The sequence below is a fragment of the Pseudomonas sp. 02C 26 genome (assembly GCF_002843585.1).
In the GTDB taxonomy this organism is placed as follows: domain Bacteria; phylum Pseudomonadota; class Gammaproteobacteria; order Pseudomonadales; family Pseudomonadaceae; genus Aquipseudomonas; species Aquipseudomonas shirazensis.
The window spans coordinates 4,758,979-4,777,148 of the sequence record NZ_CP025262.1 but is presented as its reverse complement, the minus strand read 5'-3'; the positions used below and the strand labels follow the sequence as shown (position 1 = coordinate 4,777,148).

At 63.1% G+C, this 18,170-nt stretch carries 17 protein-coding genes; 11 read left to right on the top strand and 6 right to left on the bottom strand.

Features of this window, described 5'->3' with window-relative positions; all coding sequences use genetic code 11:
* Positions 1 to 70 precede the first annotated feature (70 nt).
* Entirely contained in the window at positions 71 to 808 is a 738-nt protein-coding gene (locus CXQ80_RS21865; RefSeq protein ID WP_101322426.1) for a ComF family protein, read from the bottom strand.
* Positions 809 to 897: 89 nt separating this feature from the next.
* On the opposite strand from CXQ80_RS21865, the gene bioB reads away from it, so the two are divergent.
* The 9 genes from bioB to CXQ80_RS21820 all read left to right on the top strand — a co-directional run bounded on the left by bioB (position 898) and on the right by CXQ80_RS21820 (position 11,255).
* The gene (gene bioB / locus CXQ80_RS21860; protein ID WP_101322425.1) at positions 898 to 1,956 is read left to right on the top strand and encodes a biotin synthase BioB; all 1,059 of its coding nucleotides are present in this window, start codon (positions 898 to 900) and stop codon (positions 1,954 to 1,956) included.
* Between the two features lies 1 nt (position 1,957).
* A complete protein-coding gene (bioF, locus tag CXQ80_RS21855) occupies positions 1,958 to 3,130 on the top strand; it encodes an 8-amino-7-oxononanoate synthase (protein ID WP_101322424.1) in 1,173 nt (390 codons plus the stop codon).
* A complete protein-coding gene (locus tag CXQ80_RS21850) occupies positions 3,123 to 3,854 on the top strand; it encodes an alpha/beta fold hydrolase (RefSeq protein ID WP_101322423.1) in 732 nt (243 codons plus the stop codon). The genes bioF and CXQ80_RS21850 overlap by 8 nt, the downstream gene beginning before the upstream one ends.
* Complete coding sequence (gene bioC, locus CXQ80_RS21845; protein ID WP_101322422.1) at positions 3,847 to 4,671, top strand: malonyl-ACP O-methyltransferase BioC; 825 nt, start codon at positions 3,847 to 3,849, stop codon at positions 4,669 to 4,671. Before CXQ80_RS21850 ends, bioC begins: the two co-directional genes overlap by 8 nt.
* A 1-nt stretch (position 4,672) precedes the next feature.
* Entirely contained in the window at positions 4,673 to 5,353 is a 681-nt protein-coding gene (bioD, locus tag CXQ80_RS21840; protein ID WP_101322421.1) for a dethiobiotin synthase, read from the top strand.
* Between the two features lie 124 nt (positions 5,354 to 5,477).
* Entirely contained in the window at positions 5,478 to 5,774 is a 297-nt protein-coding gene (locus CXQ80_RS21835) for a pyrroloquinoline quinone biosynthesis protein PqqE (RefSeq protein WP_101322420.1), read from the top strand.
* A 266-nt stretch (positions 5,775 to 6,040) separates the two neighbouring features.
* Positions 6,041 to 7,846, top strand: a complete 1,806-nt coding sequence (locus tag CXQ80_RS21830; RefSeq protein ID WP_101322419.1) for a phenylacyl-CoA dehydrogenase — start codon at positions 6,041 to 6,043, stop codon at positions 7,844 to 7,846.
* 210 nt (positions 7,847 to 8,056) lie between these two features.
* A complete protein-coding gene (locus tag CXQ80_RS21825; protein ID WP_101322418.1) occupies positions 8,057 to 9,340 on the top strand; it encodes a diguanylate cyclase in 1,284 nt (427 codons plus the stop codon).
* Positions 9,341 to 9,476: 136 nt separating this feature from the next.
* Positions 9,477 to 11,255 carry an acyl-CoA dehydrogenase C-terminal domain-containing protein gene (locus CXQ80_RS21820; RefSeq protein ID WP_101322417.1) on the top strand — a complete coding sequence of 593 codons (1,779 nt, stop codon included), beginning with the start codon at positions 9,477 to 9,479 and terminating at the stop codon, positions 11,253 to 11,255.
* A 255-nt stretch (positions 11,256 to 11,510) separates the two neighbouring features.
* Here the strand turns inward: CXQ80_RS21820 and CXQ80_RS21815 are convergent, their stop codons facing one another.
* Complete coding sequence (locus CXQ80_RS21815) at positions 11,511 to 12,434, bottom strand: LysR family transcriptional regulator (RefSeq protein WP_101322416.1); 924 nt, start codon at positions 12,432 to 12,434, stop codon at positions 11,511 to 11,513.
* Positions 12,435 to 12,601: 167 nt separating this feature from the next.
* On the opposite strand from CXQ80_RS21815, the gene CXQ80_RS21810 reads away from it, so the two are divergent.
* On the top strand, positions 12,602 to 13,825 hold the full coding sequence (locus CXQ80_RS21810) for an aspartate aminotransferase family protein (protein ID WP_101322415.1): 1,224 nt from the start codon (positions 12,602 to 12,604) through the stop codon (positions 13,823 to 13,825).
* 173 nt (positions 13,826 to 13,998) lie between these two features.
* Positions 13,999 to 14,157 (top strand): YqaE/Pmp3 family membrane protein, encoded by a 159-nt coding sequence (locus CXQ80_RS21805; protein ID WP_101322414.1) that lies wholly within the window; start codon positions 13,999 to 14,001, stop codon positions 14,155 to 14,157.
* Between the two features lie 51 nt (positions 14,158 to 14,208).
* On the opposite strand, the gene CXQ80_RS21800 is transcribed toward CXQ80_RS21805, so the two are convergent.
* The 4 genes from CXQ80_RS21800 to pqqC are packed head-to-tail and all read right to left on the bottom strand — an operon-like array spanning position 14,209 to position 18,169.
* Positions 14,209 to 16,044 (bottom strand): S9 family peptidase, encoded by a 1,836-nt coding sequence (locus CXQ80_RS21800; RefSeq protein WP_101322413.1) that lies wholly within the window; start codon positions 16,042 to 16,044, stop codon positions 14,209 to 14,211.
* Positions 16,010 to 17,170, bottom strand: a complete 1,161-nt coding sequence (pqqE, locus tag CXQ80_RS21795; RefSeq protein ID WP_101322412.1) for a pyrroloquinoline quinone biosynthesis protein PqqE — start codon at positions 17,168 to 17,170, stop codon at positions 16,010 to 16,012. The genes CXQ80_RS21800 and pqqE overlap by 35 nt, the downstream gene beginning before the upstream one ends.
* The gene (gene pqqD / locus CXQ80_RS21790; RefSeq protein ID WP_101322411.1) at positions 17,142 to 17,417 is read right to left on the bottom strand and encodes a pyrroloquinoline quinone biosynthesis peptide chaperone PqqD; all 276 of its coding nucleotides are present in this window, start codon (positions 17,415 to 17,417) and stop codon (positions 17,142 to 17,144) included. The genes pqqE and pqqD overlap by 29 nt, the downstream gene beginning before the upstream one ends.
* Positions 17,414 to 18,169 (bottom strand): pyrroloquinoline-quinone synthase PqqC, encoded by a 756-nt coding sequence (gene pqqC, locus CXQ80_RS21785; RefSeq protein ID WP_101322410.1) that lies wholly within the window; start codon positions 18,167 to 18,169, stop codon positions 17,414 to 17,416. Before pqqC ends, pqqD begins: the two co-directional genes overlap by 4 nt.
* Position 18,170 lies beyond the last annotated feature (1 nt).

The window sequence follows — 18,170 nt, the reverse complement described above, 5'->3', positions numbered from 1 at the left end:
GCTTGAGCCAGGCGGTGTGAGACTGGCGAAGTTGCCTCCCGTAGCGTCATCAGTCAACCCTGGCGCCCGCTCAGGCCTGGCCAGGTTTGGCCGTGCGCGCCAGGCAATAGACATCGACCCGCTGGGCGCCAGCCTTGCGCAGCAGCTTGGCAATGGCCTGGGCAGTGGCGCCGGTGGTCAGCACGTCGTCGACCACTGCCAGGTGCCGCCCTTCGACATCAACGCCTGGCGCCAGGGTAAACGCCTCACGCAGATTGCGCCGGCGCGCCTTGGCGCCGAGTTTTTGCTGAGCCGGGGTGTCGCGGGTACGCAGCAGCCAGCGCTCGTTGCAGGCGATGCCCAGTTGGCCTGACAGCCAGCGCGCAAGCATACCGGCCTGATTGAAGCCGCGCTGGCGCAGCCGACGCGCTGCCAAAGGCACTGGCAACAAGTAGTCCGGCCTGGGCAAGCCCTCGGTGTAGCGATGCGCCAACGCATCCCCGAGCAAGCCCGCCAGCAAACGACCGAGGGGCCACTGCCCGCGATGCTTGAAGCGACTGATCAGGCTGTCCAGCGGGAAGCCGAAATGCCACGGCACAATCACCTGGCTGAAGGCCGGTGGCCTGCGGTGGCAGGGGCCGCAATGCAGGCCGGCGATGGCCAGCGGTAACGCGCAGCGCAGGCATTGTTCCTCCAGCCAGGGCAATTCCTGCTCGCAGGCGCTGCACAGCGGGTAGGGCTGATGAGCGTGTTCATCACACAGCAAACACAGTTGATTAATATTCGTACACTTGTAAACCAGCCATCTGAGTATTGGTTGACAGTCCATGGCCCTTCCGTAAATATTGCGCCTATCCGTGATGCGCTGGCGGCTTTCTTGGCCTGCGCGCCAGTCAGAGCCTAGATAAGGAAACGCCGATGAGCGCCAGCACAATTGCTACAACACGTCACGACTGGGGCCTGGCCGAGGTCAAGGCGCTGTTCCAGCAGCCCTTTAATGATTTGTTGTTCCAGGCGCAAAGCGTGCACCGCGCGCATTTCGATCCCAACCGTGTGCAGGTCTCGACCCTGCTGTCGATCAAGACCGGCGCCTGCCCGGAAGACTGCAAATACTGTCCGCAGTCCGGCCACTACAACACCGGGCTGGAAAAGCAAAAGCTGATGGAAGTGCAAAAGGTGCTGGAAGAGGCCGCCCGCGCCAAAGCCATTGGCTCGACGCGCTTCTGCATGGGCGCGGCCTGGAAGCATCCTTCGGCCAAAGACATGCCTTACGTGCTGGAGATGGTCAAAGGGGTCAAGGCATTGGGCCTGGAAACCTGCATGACCCTCGGCAAGCTGGACCAGGACCAGACTGTCGCGCTGGCTCAGGCTGGCCTGGACTACTACAACCACAACCTCGACACCTCGCCTGAGTTCTATACCAGCATCATCACCACCCGCACCTACAGCGAGCGCCTGCAGACCCTGGCCTATGTGCGCGACGCCGGCATGAAGATCTGCTCCGGCGGCATCCTCGGCATGGGTGAGTCGCTGGACGACCGCGCCGGGCTGCTGATTCAGCTGGCCAACCTGCCCGAGCATCCTGAGTCGGTACCGATCAACATGCTGGTCAAGGTTGTCGGCACGCCGCTGGCTGAAGAAGCCGACGTCGACCCATTCGATTTCATCCGTATGCTTGCGGTCGCGCGGATTCTCATGCCCAAGTCGCACGTACGGCTGTCGGCCGGGCGTGAGCAGATGAATGAGCAGATGCAGGCGCTGGCTTTCATGGCCGGGGCCAACTCGATCTTCTACGGCGAAAAACTGCTGACCACGGCCAACCCACAAGCCGACAAGGACATGCAGCTGTTCGCCCGCCTCGGTATCAAGCCGGAAGCGCGCGAAGAGCACGCTGACGAAGTGCATCAGGCAGCCATCGAGCAGGCCCTGGTCGAGCAGCGCAGCAGCGAGATGTTCTACGACGCAGCGTCGGCCTGAAATGGCCTTTGACCTCACCGCGCGCCTGGCCGAACGGCGCGCGGCCGATCTGTATCGGCAACGGCCGCTGCTGCAGACCGCGCAGGGGCCGCAGGTGGTGGTCGATGGCCAGCCGCTGCTGGCCTTCTGCAACAATGATTACCTCGGTCTGGCCAATCACCCTGAGGTGATCGCTGCCTGGCGCGCCGGCGCCGAGCGCTGGGGGGTCGGTGGCGGTGCTTCGCATCTGGTCATCGGCCACAGCACCCCGCATCACCAGCTTGAAGAAGCCCTGGCCGAGCTGACCGGGCGGCCGCGTGCGCTGCTGTTTTCCACCGGCTACATGGCCAACCTCGGTGCCATCACCGCGTTGGTCGGGCAGGGCGATACGGTGCTGCAAGACCGCCTCAACCACGCTTCGCTACTCGATGGCGGCCTGCTCAGCGGTGCGCGCTTCAATCGTTATCTGCACAACGATGCGCAGAGCCTGGCCAGCCGCCTGCAGCGGGCGACCGGCAATACCCTGGTGGTTACCGATGGCGTGTTCAGCATGGATGGCGATCTCGCCGACCTGCCCGCACTGGCCGCGACCGCCCGCGCAGCGAATGCCTGGCTGATGGTCGATGATGCCCACGGCCTCGGCACCCTGGGCGCCAACGGCGGCGGAATCGTCGAGCACTTCGGCCTTGGTCTGGATCAGGTGCCAGTGTTGATCGGCACCCTCGGCAAAGCCTGCGGCACCGCAGGTGCGTTTGTTGCCGGCAGTGATGACTTGATCGAGGCACTGGTGCAGTTCGCTCGGCCCTACATCTACACCACCAGCCAACCGCCGGCGCTGGCCTGCGCCACGCTCAAGAGCCTGCAGCTGCTGCGTGACGAAAGCTGGCGGCGCGAGCAGTTGGCGGCGTTGATCCGCCAGTTCCGCGAGGGGGCAGAGCAGATCGGCCTGCAACTGATGGACAGCCAGACGCCGATTCAGCCAATCCTGATCGGCGACAGCGGCCGTGCTGTGCGCCTGTCGCAGATGCTGCGCGAACGCGGCTTGCTGGTGACCGCCATTCGCCCGCCGACAGTGCCGGCCGGTAGTGCGCGGCTGCGGGTCACCTTGAGCGCGGCGCACACCGAGGCGCAGGTGCAGCTATTGTTGAATGCATTGGCAGACTGTTATCCACAACTGGAGCGCGCCGATGCGTAATCGCCTGATTCTCTTGCCCGGCTGGGGGCTGGGTACTGCTGCACTGCATCCATTGGCGGCAAGCCTGCGCGCGCAGGATCCGCGCTTGCAGGTCGACCTGCTGGCGCTGCCGGAATTGCCCGACGGCGATGTCCAGGCCTGGGTCGACCATCTTGATCGCACCCTGCCCCAGGACACCTGGCTGGGTGGCTGGTCACTGGGCGGGATGCTCGCCAGCGAGCTGGCCCGCAAACGCGGTGATCGCTGCTGCGGCCTGCTGACCCTGGCCAGTAATCCTAGTTTCGTCAGCCGCGCCGACTGGCCGCACGGCATGCCGGCAGACACCTTCAGCACCTTTGCCGACGGCTGTCGCAGCCATCTGCAGGTCACCCTGAAGCGCTTTCGCTCGCTGTGCACCCAGGGTGCGCCGGATCAGTTGGCCGTGCTCAAGCAACTCAATGTCGGCTTGCCGAGCACTGATCCGCTGTACCTGATGAGCGGCCTGGAGGTGTTGGGCAAGCTGGATACCCGCGACGCCTTGGTGGAGTACACCGGGCCGCAGTTGCACCTGTTTGCCGGCAGCGATGTGCTGGTCCCGGCAGAGGCAGCCAAGGCGCTGTGCGAGCTGGTCCCGGACGTCGAGGTCGGTCTGGTTGAAAACACCTCGCATGCCTTCCTGCTGGAATATCCGCAGGACCTGGCGGCGGGCATCAAGATTTTTTTGCACGAGAGCGGCGATGACTGATCTGTCCCATCCGACCCTGCCGGGCGGCTTGCCTGACAAACGCCAGGTGGCGGCGTCGTTTTCGCGGGCTGCTGCCAGTTATGACAGCGTTGCCGCGTTGCAGCGCGCCGTCGGTGTGGCTTTGCTCGAGCAGTTGCCGGCTGATCTCACCCCAAGCCGCTGGCTCGACCTGGGCAGCGGTACCGGTCACTTCAGCCGCGTGCTGGCCGAGCGCTTTGCCGGCGCTGTCGGCGTGGCCGTCGACATTGCCGAAGGCATGCTAGATCACGCTCGGCAGCAAGGTGGCGCGCAGTTCCACGTGGTCGGCGATGCCGAACGCCTGCCGCTGCAGGACGCCACTGTCGATTTGATTTTCAGTAGCCTGGCCGTTCAGTGGTGCAGCCAGTTCGCCAGCGTGCTCAGCGAAGCACAGCGGGTGTTGCGCCCTGGTGGAGTGCTGGCGTTCAGCAGCCTGTGCGTAGGCACTCTGGAAGAGTTGCGCGCCAGTTGGCAGGCAGTAGACGGCATGGTCCACGTCAACCGCTTCCGCCGGTTCGAAGATTACCAGCGGCTGTGTGCCGGCAGCGGCCTGCAGTTGCTCGCTCTGCAACAGCGGGCGCAGGTGCTGCACTACCTCGATGTACGCAGCCTGACCCATGAACTGAAGGCGCTGGGTGCGCATAACCTCAACCCTGGCCGGCCGGCTGGCCTAACGGGGCGGGCGCGCATGCAGGGTTTGCTGCAGGCCTACGAACACTGGCGCCAGCCGTCCGGCCTGCCGGCCACCTATCAGGTGGTGTATGCCGTGCTGCGCAAGCCTCAGCAGGCTGGGGAATGACATGAGCCAAGCGTATTTCATTGCCGGTACCGACACAGACGTGGGCAAGACCACCATCGCTGCCGGCTTGCTCCATGCGGCTAGGCTGCAAGGTCTGAGCACCCTCGCGGCCAAGCCGGTGGCGTCGGGATGCGCGGTGACCAGCAAGGGCCTGCGCAATGCCGATGCGTTAGCGCTGATTGATCAAAGTACCGTCCAGTTGCCTTATGAACGGGTCAATCCGTTCGCTTTCGAGCCGGCAATCGCCCCGCACCTGGCTGCGCGCGAAGCGGGCGTGGCGCTGGCGCTGCCTGCTTTGCTCAAGGCGATGCAGGGGATTCTGGCAGAGGGCGCCGACTTCACCTTGATCGAAGGTGCCGGCGGTTGGCGGGTGCCGTTGTCGGACCATGCCAACCTGTCCGATCTGGCGATCGCGCTGAAGCTACCGGTGATCCTGGTGGTCGGCGTGCGCCTGGGCTGCATCAATCACGCGCTGTTAAGTGCCGAAGCGATTGCCCGCGATGGCCTGCAGCTGGCCGGCTGGGTGGCCAATGTGATTGAGCCGCGCACCTCGCGGCTGGAAGAAAACCTGGCCAGCCTCGCTGAACGCCTGCCCGCGCCGTGCTTGGGGCGGGTGCCCAAACTCAAGCAAGCCAGTGCCGATGCCGTGGCCGAACATCTGCAGCTTGACCTGCTTGATTAAGCTCCGCGCGCATACCCTCGGTCTATCGAATGGCACTAGGCTATTAGCGATTTAAACGGGCCTTTTCGGCGTTGGCCTGCTTTAATGAAGTTTGTCCGTTATCCAGCGTCATCGGAGTTTTGACATGGAAATCACCGGTAGCTCTGCCTACTACGCAGGTCTTGGCGCCATTCAGGCGGGCCAGAACCGCGTTGATCAGGCCGCCAGCCAGATCGCCAACGGCACCGTCGAACGTGCCGCCACCAGCCAGTCCAGCGACTATCAGGCCGAGCGCTTGCGCGCCGTCGACCGCAGCCAGCAAATGGACATGGCCACCAGCACGGTGCAGTTGGCGCTGGGCAAGACTGAAGTCGAGCTTGGTGTGAAAGTCGCCAAGGCTTCCGACGAACTGCTCGGCCGCTTCATCGACACCTACGCCTGATTGCTAATCTCGCTGAAACCTCTGCGGGCCTGACTGCGATGGCGCTGATCAGACAACACCGTTGTCTGATCGGTTGCCCTCTGCAGTGAGGCCCGCAGTTGCATTTACGGGCACATGGCAGATACGCCATGTTTCGCGACGTAAATGGCACCATAGTCCCTTCTTGACTTTGTTTGCACCTAAACGTAAGTTTCAAACAACTGTTTGACCGAGTGCTGGTTGCTGTCGGCGCTCACTCCACCGGACTCCTCAAGAGGTTCATCGCAATGCCTGAATACAAAGCCCCTCTGCGTGATATTCGCTTCGTTCGCGACGAACTGCTCGGCTATGAAGCGCACTACCAGAGCTTGCCGGGTTGCGAGGAAGCCACGCCCGACATGGTCGATGCGATCCTTGAGGAAGGTGCCAAGTTCTGCGAGAACGTGCTGGCGCCGCTGAACCGCGTTGGCGACCTCGAAGGCTGCAAGTGGAGCGAGTCGGGTGTGCAGACCCCGACTGGCTTCAAGGAAGCCTACAAACAGTTCGTCGAAGGCGGCTGGCCGAGCCTGGCCCATGATGTTGCTCACGGCGGCCAGGGCCTGCCTGAGTCGCTGGGCCTGGCGGTCAGCGAGATGGTCGGTGAAGCCAACTGGTCCTGGGGCATGTACCCAGGCCTGTCCCATGGCGCGATGAACACCATTTCCGAGCACGGCACCGCTGAGCAGCAGGACACCTACCTGAGCAAACTGGTCACCGGTGAATGGACCGGCACCATGTGCCTGACCGAGCCGCACTGCGGCACTGACCTGGGCATGCTGCGGACCAAGGCCGAGCCGCAGGCGGATGGCTCTTACAAGGTTTCCGGGACCAAGATCTTCATCTCGGCCGGTGAGCACGACATGGCCGACAACATCGTCCACATCGTGTTGGCGCGGCTGCCGGATGCCCCTGCTGGCACCAAAGGTATTTCGCTGTTCATCGTGCCCAAGTTCCTGCCGAGCGCCGATGGCGCCATCGGCGAGCGCAACGGCGTCAGCTGCGGCTCGCTCGAGCACAAGATGGGCATCCACGGTAACGCCACCTGCGTGATGAACTTCGACGGCGCTACCGGTTACCTGATTGGCCCGGCCAACAAAGGCCTGAACTGCATGTTCACCTTCATGAACACCGCTCGCCTGGGTACCGCGCTGCAAGGCCTGGCCCACGCTGAAGTGGCATTCCAGGGTGGCCTTAAATACGCCCGCGATCGTCTGCAGATGCGCTCGCTGACCGGCCCCAAGGCACCTGAAAAGGCCGCTGACCCGATCATCGTCCACCCTGATGTACGGCGCATGCTGCTGACCATGAAGGCCTTTGCCGAAGGCAACCGAGCGATGGTCTACTTCACCGCGCAGCAGGTCGATATCGTCAAGTACAGCAAGGACGAAGAAGCCCGCAAGAAGGCCGATGCATTGCTGGCCTTCATGACCCCGATCGCCAAGGCGTTCATGACCGAGGTCGGTTTCGAAGCCGCCAACCATGGCGTACAGATCTACGGCGGCCATGGCTTCATCGCCGAGTGGGGCATGGAGCAGAACGTGCGCGACAGCCGCATCTCGATGCTCTACGAGGGTACCACCGGCATCCAGGCCCTCGACCTGCTCGGGCGTAAAGTGCTGATGACCCAGGGCGAAGCGCTCAAGGGCTTCACTAAAATCGTGCACAAGTTCTGCCAGGCCCAGGAAGGCAACGAAGCGGTCAAGGAATTCGTCGAGCCGTTGGCGGCGATCAACAAGGAGTGGGGCGAACTGACGATGAAAGTCGGCATGGCCGCCATGAAGGACCGTGAAGAGGTCGGTGCCGCGTCGGTCGATTACCTGATGTACTCGGGCTACGCCTGCCTGGCCTACTTCTGGGCTGATATCGCCCGTCTGGCAGCTGAAAAACTCGCCGCCGGCACCAGCGAAGAAGCGTTCTACACCGCCAAGCTGCAGACCGCACGCTTCTACTTCCAGCGTATCCTGCCGCGTACCCGCACCCATGCAGCGACCATGCTGTCCGGTGCCGGTAACCTGATGGCGATGAAAGAAGAAGACTTCGGCCTGGCCATCTAAGCCGCGCTGGCAACATCAAAAACCGCCTGCCCTCACCGGCAGGCGGTTTTTTTGTGAGCGCTCGTCCGGGCCGCGTAGCGCCATGCACAGAAAAAGCTAAGCCTGGCTCCACGCCTGCCGTTAAACATCTGGTGTATTCATCTATTCATGTGCGCTGCCGATGAAGTAAAGGCACAATGCCATTATTGATCTGCCGGGTTGGAGATACCCTTGTTTCAGTTATCCGCTGTACGCGTAAGCCATTTCCTGCCGTCACTGGTGTTACTGGTGTCGGGGCTGGCGGCGGCCTATGTGAGAGACCTCAGCGTCTTCTTCACGTCTTTGTTCAATGTGCTGCCAACCATGGTGCTGCTGCTCGGCGGCGCCTATTGCGCGGTGTACCGCCGGCAGCGTGAGCTGTTTGTGATGGTCACGGTGTATATCGCTTACTACCTGCTCGACACCCAGACCGACTTCTATCGCGACAACGGCCGCGTGCGTGAAGACGCTGCAGTGATCTTTCATCTGGTCTGCCTGCTGCTACCTGCGTTGTTCGGCCTGTTCGCCGCCTGGCAGGAACGCACTCATCTGGCCCAGGACATGCTCGCCCGCTTTGCCGTACTGTTTGCCGTCGGCAGCGTGGCGGTGGCCTTGCAGCAGAGCTTTCCGGAGGCGCTGCTGGGCTGGCTGGCGGAGATCCGCTGGCCGTCGCTGCACGGTCAGTGGATGAGCCTGATCCAGCTGGCGTACCCGGTCTTCGTCATCGTTTTCATCCTGCTGGCGGTGCAGTACCTGCGCCAGCCGCGACCGCTGCATGCGGCGCAGATCATCGGCTTGCTGGGCCTGCTGTGGATGTTGCCGAAAACCTTCATCCTGCCGTTCACCCTGAACATCATGTGCAGCCAGGTCATGCTGATGATCGCCGCAGCGGTCGCCCATGAGGCCTATCAGATGGCCTTCCGCGACGAGCTCACCGGCTTGCCCGGCAGGCGTGCGCTGAACGAGCGTATGCAGCGCTTGGGGCGCAACTACGTGATTGCCATGACCGACGTTGACCACTTCAAGAAATTCAACGATACCCACGGCCACGACGTCGGTGATCAGGTGCTGCGGCTGGTTGCCAGCCGGCTGTCGAAAGTGACGGGGGGCGGTCGGGCTTACCGCTATGGCGGCGAAGAGTTCGCCCTGGTGTTTGCCGGCAAGACTGCCGAAGAGTGTCTGCCGCACCTGGAAGCGGTACGCGAGATGATCGCCAACTACGCCATTCAGCTGCGTGACCAGAACAGCCGCCCGCAGGACGATAGCGCCGGCCGGCAACGGCGCAGCGGCTCGGCCAGCGCTACCGTATCGGTCACCATCAGCATCGGCGTGGCCGAACGCTTGATCGACCACCGCAACCCCGAGGCGGTGCTCAAATCTGCCGACGAGGCGCTGTACAGCGCCAAGGCTGCCGGGCGTAACTGTGTAGTGATGTTCGGCCACCAATCACGCCGCGGCGCTGTGCGAATGGCATGACTTAGGTTGACTGGGGTTGACTGTAGGGTCACGTGATGACCCTATGTCTCGCAAAAGTTGTTCGGTTACACTGATTTCACTCCAGTGCCGCGGTCCTCGCCAGGACCGCCCCGACCCGACTAGTGAGAGGTTGTCCATGGCTGACTATAAAGCGCCCCTGCGTGATATGCGCTTCGTTCTCAATGAAGTCTTCGACGTGGCCACGCTGTGGGCACAGCTGCCCGAGCTGGCCGAGGCGGTCGACCAGGACACCGCTCTGGCGGTGCTGGAAGAAGCCGGCAAGGTCACCGCCCGCAGCATCGCGCCGCTCAACCGCGCCAGCGATGAAGAGGGCTGCCACTGGGACAACGGCAGCGTACGCACCCCAGCCGGTTTCATCGAGGCCTACCAGACCTACGCCGAAGGCGGTTGGGTCGGTGTTGGCGGTGATCCGCAGTTTGGCGGCATGGGTATGCCCAAGGCGATCTCGGCTCAGGTCGAGGAAATGATCAACGCCTCGAGCCTGTCGTTCGGGCTGTATCCGATGCTCACCGCAGGCGCCTGCCTGTCGATCAACGCTCATGCCAGCGAAGCGCTCAAGCACAAATATCTGCCGAACATGTACAGCGGCGTCTGGGCGGGCTCGATGTGCCTGACCGAGGCCCATGCCGGCACCGACCTGGGCATCATCCGTACCAAGGCCGAGCCGCAGGCGGATGGCAGCTACAAGGTCAGTGGGACAAAGATATTCATCACCGGTGGCGAGCACGACCTGACCGAAAACATCATTCACCTGGTGCTGGCCAAGCTGCCGGACGCACCCGCGGGGCCCAAGGGCATTTCCCTGCTGCTGGTGCCCAAGTTCCTGGTCAACGACGACGGCAGCCTGGGTGAGCGTAACTCGGCCCACTGCGGCTCGATCGAGCACAAGATGGGCATTCAGGGCTCGGCGACCTGCGTGATGAACTTCGACGGCGCAGTCGGCTACCTGGTCGGCGAGCCGAACAAGGGCCTGGCGGCCATGTTCACCATGATGAACTACGAGCGCCTGGGCGTCGGTATTCAAGGCCTGGCCTCGGCCGAGCGCTCTTATCAGAACGCCGTCGAGTACGCCCGCGATCGCCTGCAAAGCCGCTCGCCAGTCGGCGCACAGGCAAAAGACAAAGTCGCCGACCCGATCATCGTCCACCCGGATGTGCGGCGCATGCTGCTGACCATGAAAGCCTTGATCGAAGGCGGTCGGGCGTTCTCCACTTACGTCGCCCTGCAACTGGACAACGCCAAGTACAGCGAAGACCCGACCACGCGCAAGCGCAGCGAGGACCTGGTGGCGTTGCTGACACCGGTGGCCAAGGCGTTCATGACCGACACCGGGCTTGAGTGCACCGTGCATGGCCAGCAGGTGTTTGGCGGCCACGGTTACATCCGTGAGTGGGGCCAGGAGCAACTGGTGCGCGACGCGCGCATCACCCAGATCTACGAAGGCACCAACGGCATTCAGGCGCTGGACCTGATGGGCCGTAAGGTGGTCGCCAGCGGTGGCGCGTTCTACCAGGTGTTTGCCGACGAAATTCGCCAGTTCGTGGCTGGTGCCGATAGCGGGCTGGGCGAGTTTACCCAGCCATTGGCCACTGCCCTGGATCAATTGGATGGGCTGACCGAGTGGGTTATCGAGCAGGCCAAGCTCAACCCGAACGAGATCGGTGCAGCTTCGGTTGAGTACCTGCACGCGTTCGGCTATGTCGCTTATGCCTATATGTGGGCGCGCATGGCCCAGGCAGCCAAGGCAGGCGAGGGCGATGCGGCTTTCTATCAGGGCAAGCTGGGCACGGCGCGGTTCTACTTTGCGCGGTTGCTGCCGCGGGTGGATTCGTTGGTGGCGTCGGTCAAGGCAGGCAGCGAGTCGTTGTATCTGTTGGACGCTGCGCAGTTCTGACGCCTCGATCACATGACGTAACAAATCTGGGGTGATTTGTAAGCCTTTTCCTACACGACGTGGTGACTTTTCGCCTCTATCTTCAGATTGGATCCACAGCTAATATTTCTCACATGGACGGAACGCAGGAAGCGTAAAGGACAGAACAGGGACACGAAGGAATCTCGCCAGGATGGTGAGGCGATAGGGATGTCAGGGAAACAGTCTGGAAAACCCCGCTTAGGCGGGGTTTTCTTTGTTGCGTGGTTTTTACCGTCAGCCCAGTACGTCCAGCGGCGACACGCCCAGCGGGCGCCCGTCGGTTTCTTCTTCGAGCAATGTGCGCAACAGCTCCAGCGACGCCTGTTGGCGCTGCGCATCGCGAAACACCAGGCCAACCTTGAGTGGTACGCGCGGCTCGCTGAGGGGCTTCCACAGCAGCCCTTGATCATCCTCGGCCGCTGCCTTGGCGCGCCCTGGCAGGATGGTTGCCAGCGAGGTGTGCGCTAGGCTGTCGAGGATTCCCGCCATGTTGTTCATCTCGGCCTGTACCTGCGGCCTGCGGCCCTGGCTGGCCAGCTGCTCCTTCCAGATCTGGCGGATCTGAAACTCTTCACCCAGCATAAGCAGCGGCAATTCAGCCGCCTGCCTGATCGAGACCTTCTTGAAGTCCTTCAACGGGTGGGTGTCTGGGATGACCAGTTGCAGCTCATCTTCATACAGCATCAGCCCGTGCAGGCCTGCCTGGCGCGGCGGCAGATAGCTGATGCCGATATCCAGATTGCCATTGAGCAGACGCCGCTCGATCTCCAGCCCCGACAGTTCGTAGATCTGCACCACCAGGTGCGGCTGCGCCCGGCGCACGCGCTCCAGCAACTGCGGTACCAGCCCGGGGCGGACGGTCTGCAGGACACCGATGGCGAGGGTACGCAGTGCCTGGCCTTTGAAGCTGCGCATAGCCTCATGGGCGCGCTGCAAGCCGTCGAGCAAGGGCTGGGCATGGTTGTACAAGGTGTGCGCGGCCAGTGTCGGCAGCAGGCGCTTGTTGCTGCGCTCGAACAGGCTCAGGTCGAGGCTGTGTTCCAGTTGCCGAATCTGCTGGGACAAGGCCGGCTGCGACAGTGACAGGCGTTCGGCAGCACGGCCGACGTGGCCTTCTTCATAGACCGCGACGAAATAACGCAGTTGGCGAAAATCCATAAGCAACACTTATCGAAAAAGCTGGGAAATCGAAATGGCCAGAGTGCCCGGTTGTGCCTAGTCTAGCGGCGTTTTCAAGCATTTACCTGCTGTTGCAGCGACCGATTGTTGCAGTCGCTGAAAAACACTTTTGATAGGCCACGCTGAAAGATCGGTCTGGAGTTCTGATGAATCTGTTCAAGCTGCGTCGGCCAGCTGTCGCGGTGGTCGAATCTGTACCAGCAGCACCGGCAGCTACCGCCCCGCTATCGAGCGAATGGCTGATGGCGTCCGCCGCGCGGCCTGCGCCGATTTTTGTGCGTGGGCAGGGCTCGTGGTTATGGGACAACGACGGTCGGGTTTATCTGGACTTCACCCAAGGCAGTGCAGGCAACAGTCTCGGCCATTGCCCGCAAGTGGTGAGCGAAGCGCTGAGTGCTCAGGCCCAGACATTGCTTAACTGCGGCGGGCAGCTAACCAACCACAACCAGTTGCTGCTGGCGCAGAAGCTTTGCCAGAGCACCGGCAGTGACCAGGCATACCTGCTCAACAGCGGTGCCGAAGCGTGCGCAGCGGCGATCCGCCTGGCGCGTAAATGGGGCCAACTGCATCGCAGCGGCGCCGATCATGTCATTACGGCCAGCCAGGCCTGCCACGGGCGCGGTCTGGATACGTCGGGCTTCAGCCAGGTGGCGTTCAACGACCTGAGCGCACTGCACGCCGCCGTCGACTCGCGCACAGTCGCGATCATGCTCGAACCGATCCAGGGCGAGGCCGGCGTTATCCCGGCCAGCCGCGAGTATCTCCAGGGTGTCGAACGGCTGTGCCGCGAGCTGGGCATTCTGCTGATTTTCGACGAAGCACTGACCGGCATCGGCCGCTGCGGTGCGTTGTTGGCCGAACAGCGATATGACGTGCGTGCCGACATTATCGCCCTTGGCACAGGCCTGGGGGGTGGCGTGCCGGTCGCCGCGCTGCTGGCCCGCGGCAGCGCCTGCTGCGCCGAGCCTGGCGAGCTGCAAGGCAGCCAGCACGGCAATGCACTGATGTGCGCGGCCGGCCTGGCGGTATTGGAGAGCGTGCTCGCGCCTGGCTTCTTCGAGCAGATCAAGGACCGCGGCCGCCACCTGCGCGAAGGTCTGAGCAGGTTGTCCGGCCGTTATGGTCATGGCGAGGTGCGTGGGCAGGGTCTGCTGTGGGCGCTGCAGTTACACGATGAGGTGGCGCCAGCGTTGGTGCAGGCGGCATTGCAGGAGGGCTTGTTGCTACAGGCGCCCCAGCCCGATGTAGTCCGCTTTGCCCCGGCGCTGACGATTAGCCGCGGGCTTGTCGACGAGATGCTGCTGAAGCTGGCCAGAGCCTTTGCCCGGCTGCACGGGCAACAGCACAACCGTCGCGAGATGCGCGCCTGATCGGCAATAGCGCTCACTTATTTCAACGAACCGTCTGGCGTTTCTGCGCATCGCCCCGGGCCTGTCTTATTCGGCCCGGGGCGTTTTTTTGCCTTTAGCGCAAGATGTTGTGCCTGCGGAACCTCTGCGCAAGCGCGCGAGTCTGTGTAGTAACCACTGACGGAGAGACATGCATGGACTTCATTCGCATCATTATCGCGATCCTTCTGCCGCCGCTTGGCGTGTTCCTGCAGGTCGGCTTTGCCGGTGCGTTCTGGCTGAACATCCTGTTGACGTTGCTGGGTTATATCCCCGGCATCATCCACGCGGTGTATATCATCGCCAAGCGCTGACGTGACGAGGGCCGCGCTGCGGCCCTCTGTTGCAATTGCGGGGAACTCGGCTCAACGGTCGAGTACCCGGCAATAGAACTTCCATTCTTCCTCGAGTGCATGCGCAAGGTTCTCGGCCTTGCGGAAACCGTGCCGCTCACCGGCATAAAAATGCCCTTCAGCCTCAATCCCGTTAGCTTTCAGCGCCGCCAGCATTGCGCGAGTCTGCTCGGGCACCACCACGGCATCCAGCTCGCCCTGGAAGAAGATCATCGGCACCTTGATTTGCTCGGCATGCAGCAGCGGTGTGCGTTGGCGGTAGCGCTCGGCGTCTCGTTGAGGATCGCCAATCAGCCAGTCCAGATAATCCCCTTCGAACTTATGCGTCGCCCGTGCCAGCGCCAGCGGGTCGCTGACGCCATAGAGGCTGGCGCCGGCGCGAAATACATCGGCGAATGCCAGCGCGCACAGGGTGGTGTAGCCGCCAGCACTGCCGCCGCGAATGAACGCCTGCTGCGGGTCGATCAGGCCCAGCCCCGCCAGGTAACTGACTGCAGCGCAGGCGTCTTCGACGTCGACTTCGCCCCAGCGCAAGTGCAGCGCTTGCCGATAGGCGCGGCCATAACCGCTGCTGCCGCGGTAGTTGAGGTCGGCCACGGCAAAGCCGCGTTGGGTCCAGTACTGGATGCGCGGGTCGAGTACCGGGTAGCAGGCCGAGGTCGGCCCGCCGTGGATGAACAGCACCAGCGGCGCGGCGCCGCCCTGCGGCTGGTTGGCCGCCGGGTAGAAGAAGCCATGGGCATGGGCGTCGCCGCTGGGATAGCGGATCGGCTGCGGGCGACTGATCCGCTCGGCGGGCAGCGGCAGGCCACCGCCGCTAAGCACGCTGGTCTGGCCGCTGACACGCTCGATGACGATGACTGCGGCTGGGCTGATCGGCGAGGCGGCGATAGCGTAGATATGGCGGTCGTCCAGGGCCAGACTGCGAAAGCGCGTGTACTCGCTGGCGAAGCGCTGAACCTGATCACCGCTGTGCAGGCCAAGCTGGGCAAAACCGTTTTCGAACCAGCTGGCCAGATAGCTATCAGGTGCGATTGCCAGCCAACTGCTGGCACCCAGTTGCCAGGGCGCGGCGGCGTGGTCGGCGGCGACTGCTGGTAGTGCTTTCCAAGCGCCCTCGATCTCGCCCCATGGCTGCCAGAAACCGTTGCGATCAGACAGGCAATACAGCCTGCCTTGCCCGTCGAAGCGGGGTTGCTGCAAGGACTGCTCTGGGTCGATATCGCCGGCCAGGCATAGCGTGGCAGTCCACTCGCCGTGTCTGTCGCGCTGGCGACACATCAATCGAGTGCGGGTCCAGGGCTGTGCCGGGCGGTCCCATTCGATCCAGGCCAGGCGCTGGCCGTCTTCGCTCAGGGTCGGTGCCGAATAGAAGTCGGCGCCTTCGGCCAGCACTTGACGGCCCTCATCGGCGAAGCAGACCAAGCGGTGCACAACGCTGTCAGCGTGCTGCTCTTCGACAGCGAGCACTGCGCCGGCATGCCACAGCACATCGCCATAGCGGCAGTCGGCGGCAGCGGTCAGGGCGCGTGGCGCAGAGCCATCGAGGCCTTGCAGGTAGATCTGCTGATCGGACTCGTTGACGAATACCAGCAGCTCTTTGCCCAGGCAGAAGCTGCCGCCACCGTATTCGTAGACACGGCTGCGTGCGCTGAAACCGTCCGGCGTCAGGCAATGGGCTTGCTGCTCGCGCCAGTGCCACAGGCGGCAAGCGCCGTCGGCAGGGCGGAATTCGTTCCAGAACAGCCCGGCCGCGCCGACCTTGAGGTCGGCGAAGTCGGTGCCGGCGGCGACGGCCTGGGCGGCGCTGAACTCAGCCGCGGGCGATGACTCGGGAGTTTCGTTCATTGCGGAATGTCAGCTCTTCGATGGCCTGATGGGCGTGCTCGGCTTCCTCACGTGCCTGGAGGATGATGCCATGCTCGGCCGACTTGGCGCACACTGGATCGGCGTTGCTGGCATCGCCGGTAAGCATGAACGCCTGGCAGCGGCAGCCGCCGAAGTCCTTTTCCTTCTCGTCGCACGAGCGGCAGGGTTCGGGCATCCAGTCGAAGCCGCGGTAGCGGTTGAAGCCGAACGAGTCATACCAGATGTGCCGAAGGTCGTGCTCGCGCACATTGGGGAACTGCACCGGCAACTGCCGCGCGCCATGGCAGGGCAGTGCGGTGCCGTCGGGGGTGACGGTAAGAAAGATACTGCCCCAGCCATTCATGCAGCCCTTGGGTCGCTCTTCATAGTAGTCAGGGGTGACGAAAATCAGCTTGCATGGGTTGCCAGCTGCCTTGAGCCGCTCGCGGTACTCGTTGGTGATGCGTTCGGCCCGCTCCAGCTGCGCACGGGTTGGCAACAGCCCGGCACGGTTGTGCTGCGCCCAGCCATAGAACTGGCAGGTGGCAAGCTCGACGAAGTCGGCCTCAAGCGCCACGCACAGCTCGATGATACGGTCGATCTTGTCGATGTTGTGCCGGTGGGTGACGAAGTTGAGCACCATCGGGTAACCGTGGGCTTTGACGGCGCGGGCCATTTCGAGCTTTTGCGCGAAGGCTTTTTTCGAGCCGGCGAGCAGGTTGTTGACCTGCTCGTCACTGGCCTGGAAGCTGATCTGGATGTGATCCAGCCCGGCGGTCTTGAACTCGGCGATGCGCTTTTCGGTAAGGCCGATGCCGGAGGTGATCAGGTTGGTGTAGAAGCCCAGCCGGCGGGCCTCGCCGATCAGCTCGGCAAGGTCCTGGCGCACCAGCGGCTCGCCGCCAGAGAAGCCCAACTGTGCCGCGCCCATCGCGCGCGCTTCGGCCATGACCTTGAACCACTGTGCCGTGGTCAGCTCCTGGCCTTGCTCGGCAAAATCGAGCGGATTGGAGCAGTACGGGCATTGCAGCGGGCAGCGGTAGGTCAGCTCGGCGAGCAGCCACAGCGGTAGGCCGACGCCGGCTTTGCCGGCTGTTTCAGGCGAGGACGATCCAGTGTTCGGCACGGGCCACCTCCATGAATTGCTCGATGTCGTCAGCGACCTCGGGCACATCGGGGAACTGCTGGGAAAGCTCGGCGATGATCACCGCGACCGAGCGCTGGCCATCGATCAGGCCGCCAATCAGCGCGGCACTTTCGTTGAGTTTGATCATGCCCTCCGGGTACAGCAAGACGTGGCCTTGCTGCGCCGGCTCATACTGGTAGCGGTAGCCTGGGCGCCAGCTGGGCACCTGTTGACGGTCAAGACTCATAGTGTGATCCCCTTGTGCCAGACCCGCTCGCGGGTGACGGAGTGGTAGGGAGGGCGGTCCAGCTCATAGGCCATGCTCATGGCGTCGAGCATGCTCCAGAGAATATCCAGCTTGAACTGAAGGATTTCCAGCATGCGCTCTTGGCTGGCGCGGGTGGTGTAGTGCTGCAAGGTGATCGCCAGGCCGTGCTCAACGTCGCGCCGGGCTTGGCCAAGACGGGTGCGGAAGTACTCGTAGCCAGCCGGATCGATCCACGGGTAATGCTGTGGCCAGCTGTCCAGCCGCGACTGGTGAATCTGCGGCGCGAACAGCTCGGTCAACGAGCTGCTGGCGGCTTCCTGCCAGCTGGCGCGGCGGGCGAAGTTGACGTAGGCGTCGACCGCGAAGCGCACGCCGGGCAGCACCAGCTCTTGCGAGCGCAGTTGCTCCGGGTCCAGGCCAACCGCCTGACCCAAGCGCAGCCAGGCTTCGATACCACCGTCTTCACCGGGCGCACCGTCGTGGTCGAGCAGGCGCTGGATCCACTCGCGGCGAATCTCTCGATCCGGGCAGTTGGCGAGGATCGCGGCGTCCTTCAGTGGAATATTCACCTGATAGTAAAAACGATTGGCGACCCAGCCCTGGATCTGCTCGCGGCTGGCGCGGCCGTCATACATCGCCACGTGATAGGGGTGATGGATGTGGTAGTAGGCGCCCTTGGCGCGCAGAGCCTGCTCGAATTCGGCAGGCGACATCGGCGTTGCGTCGCTCATG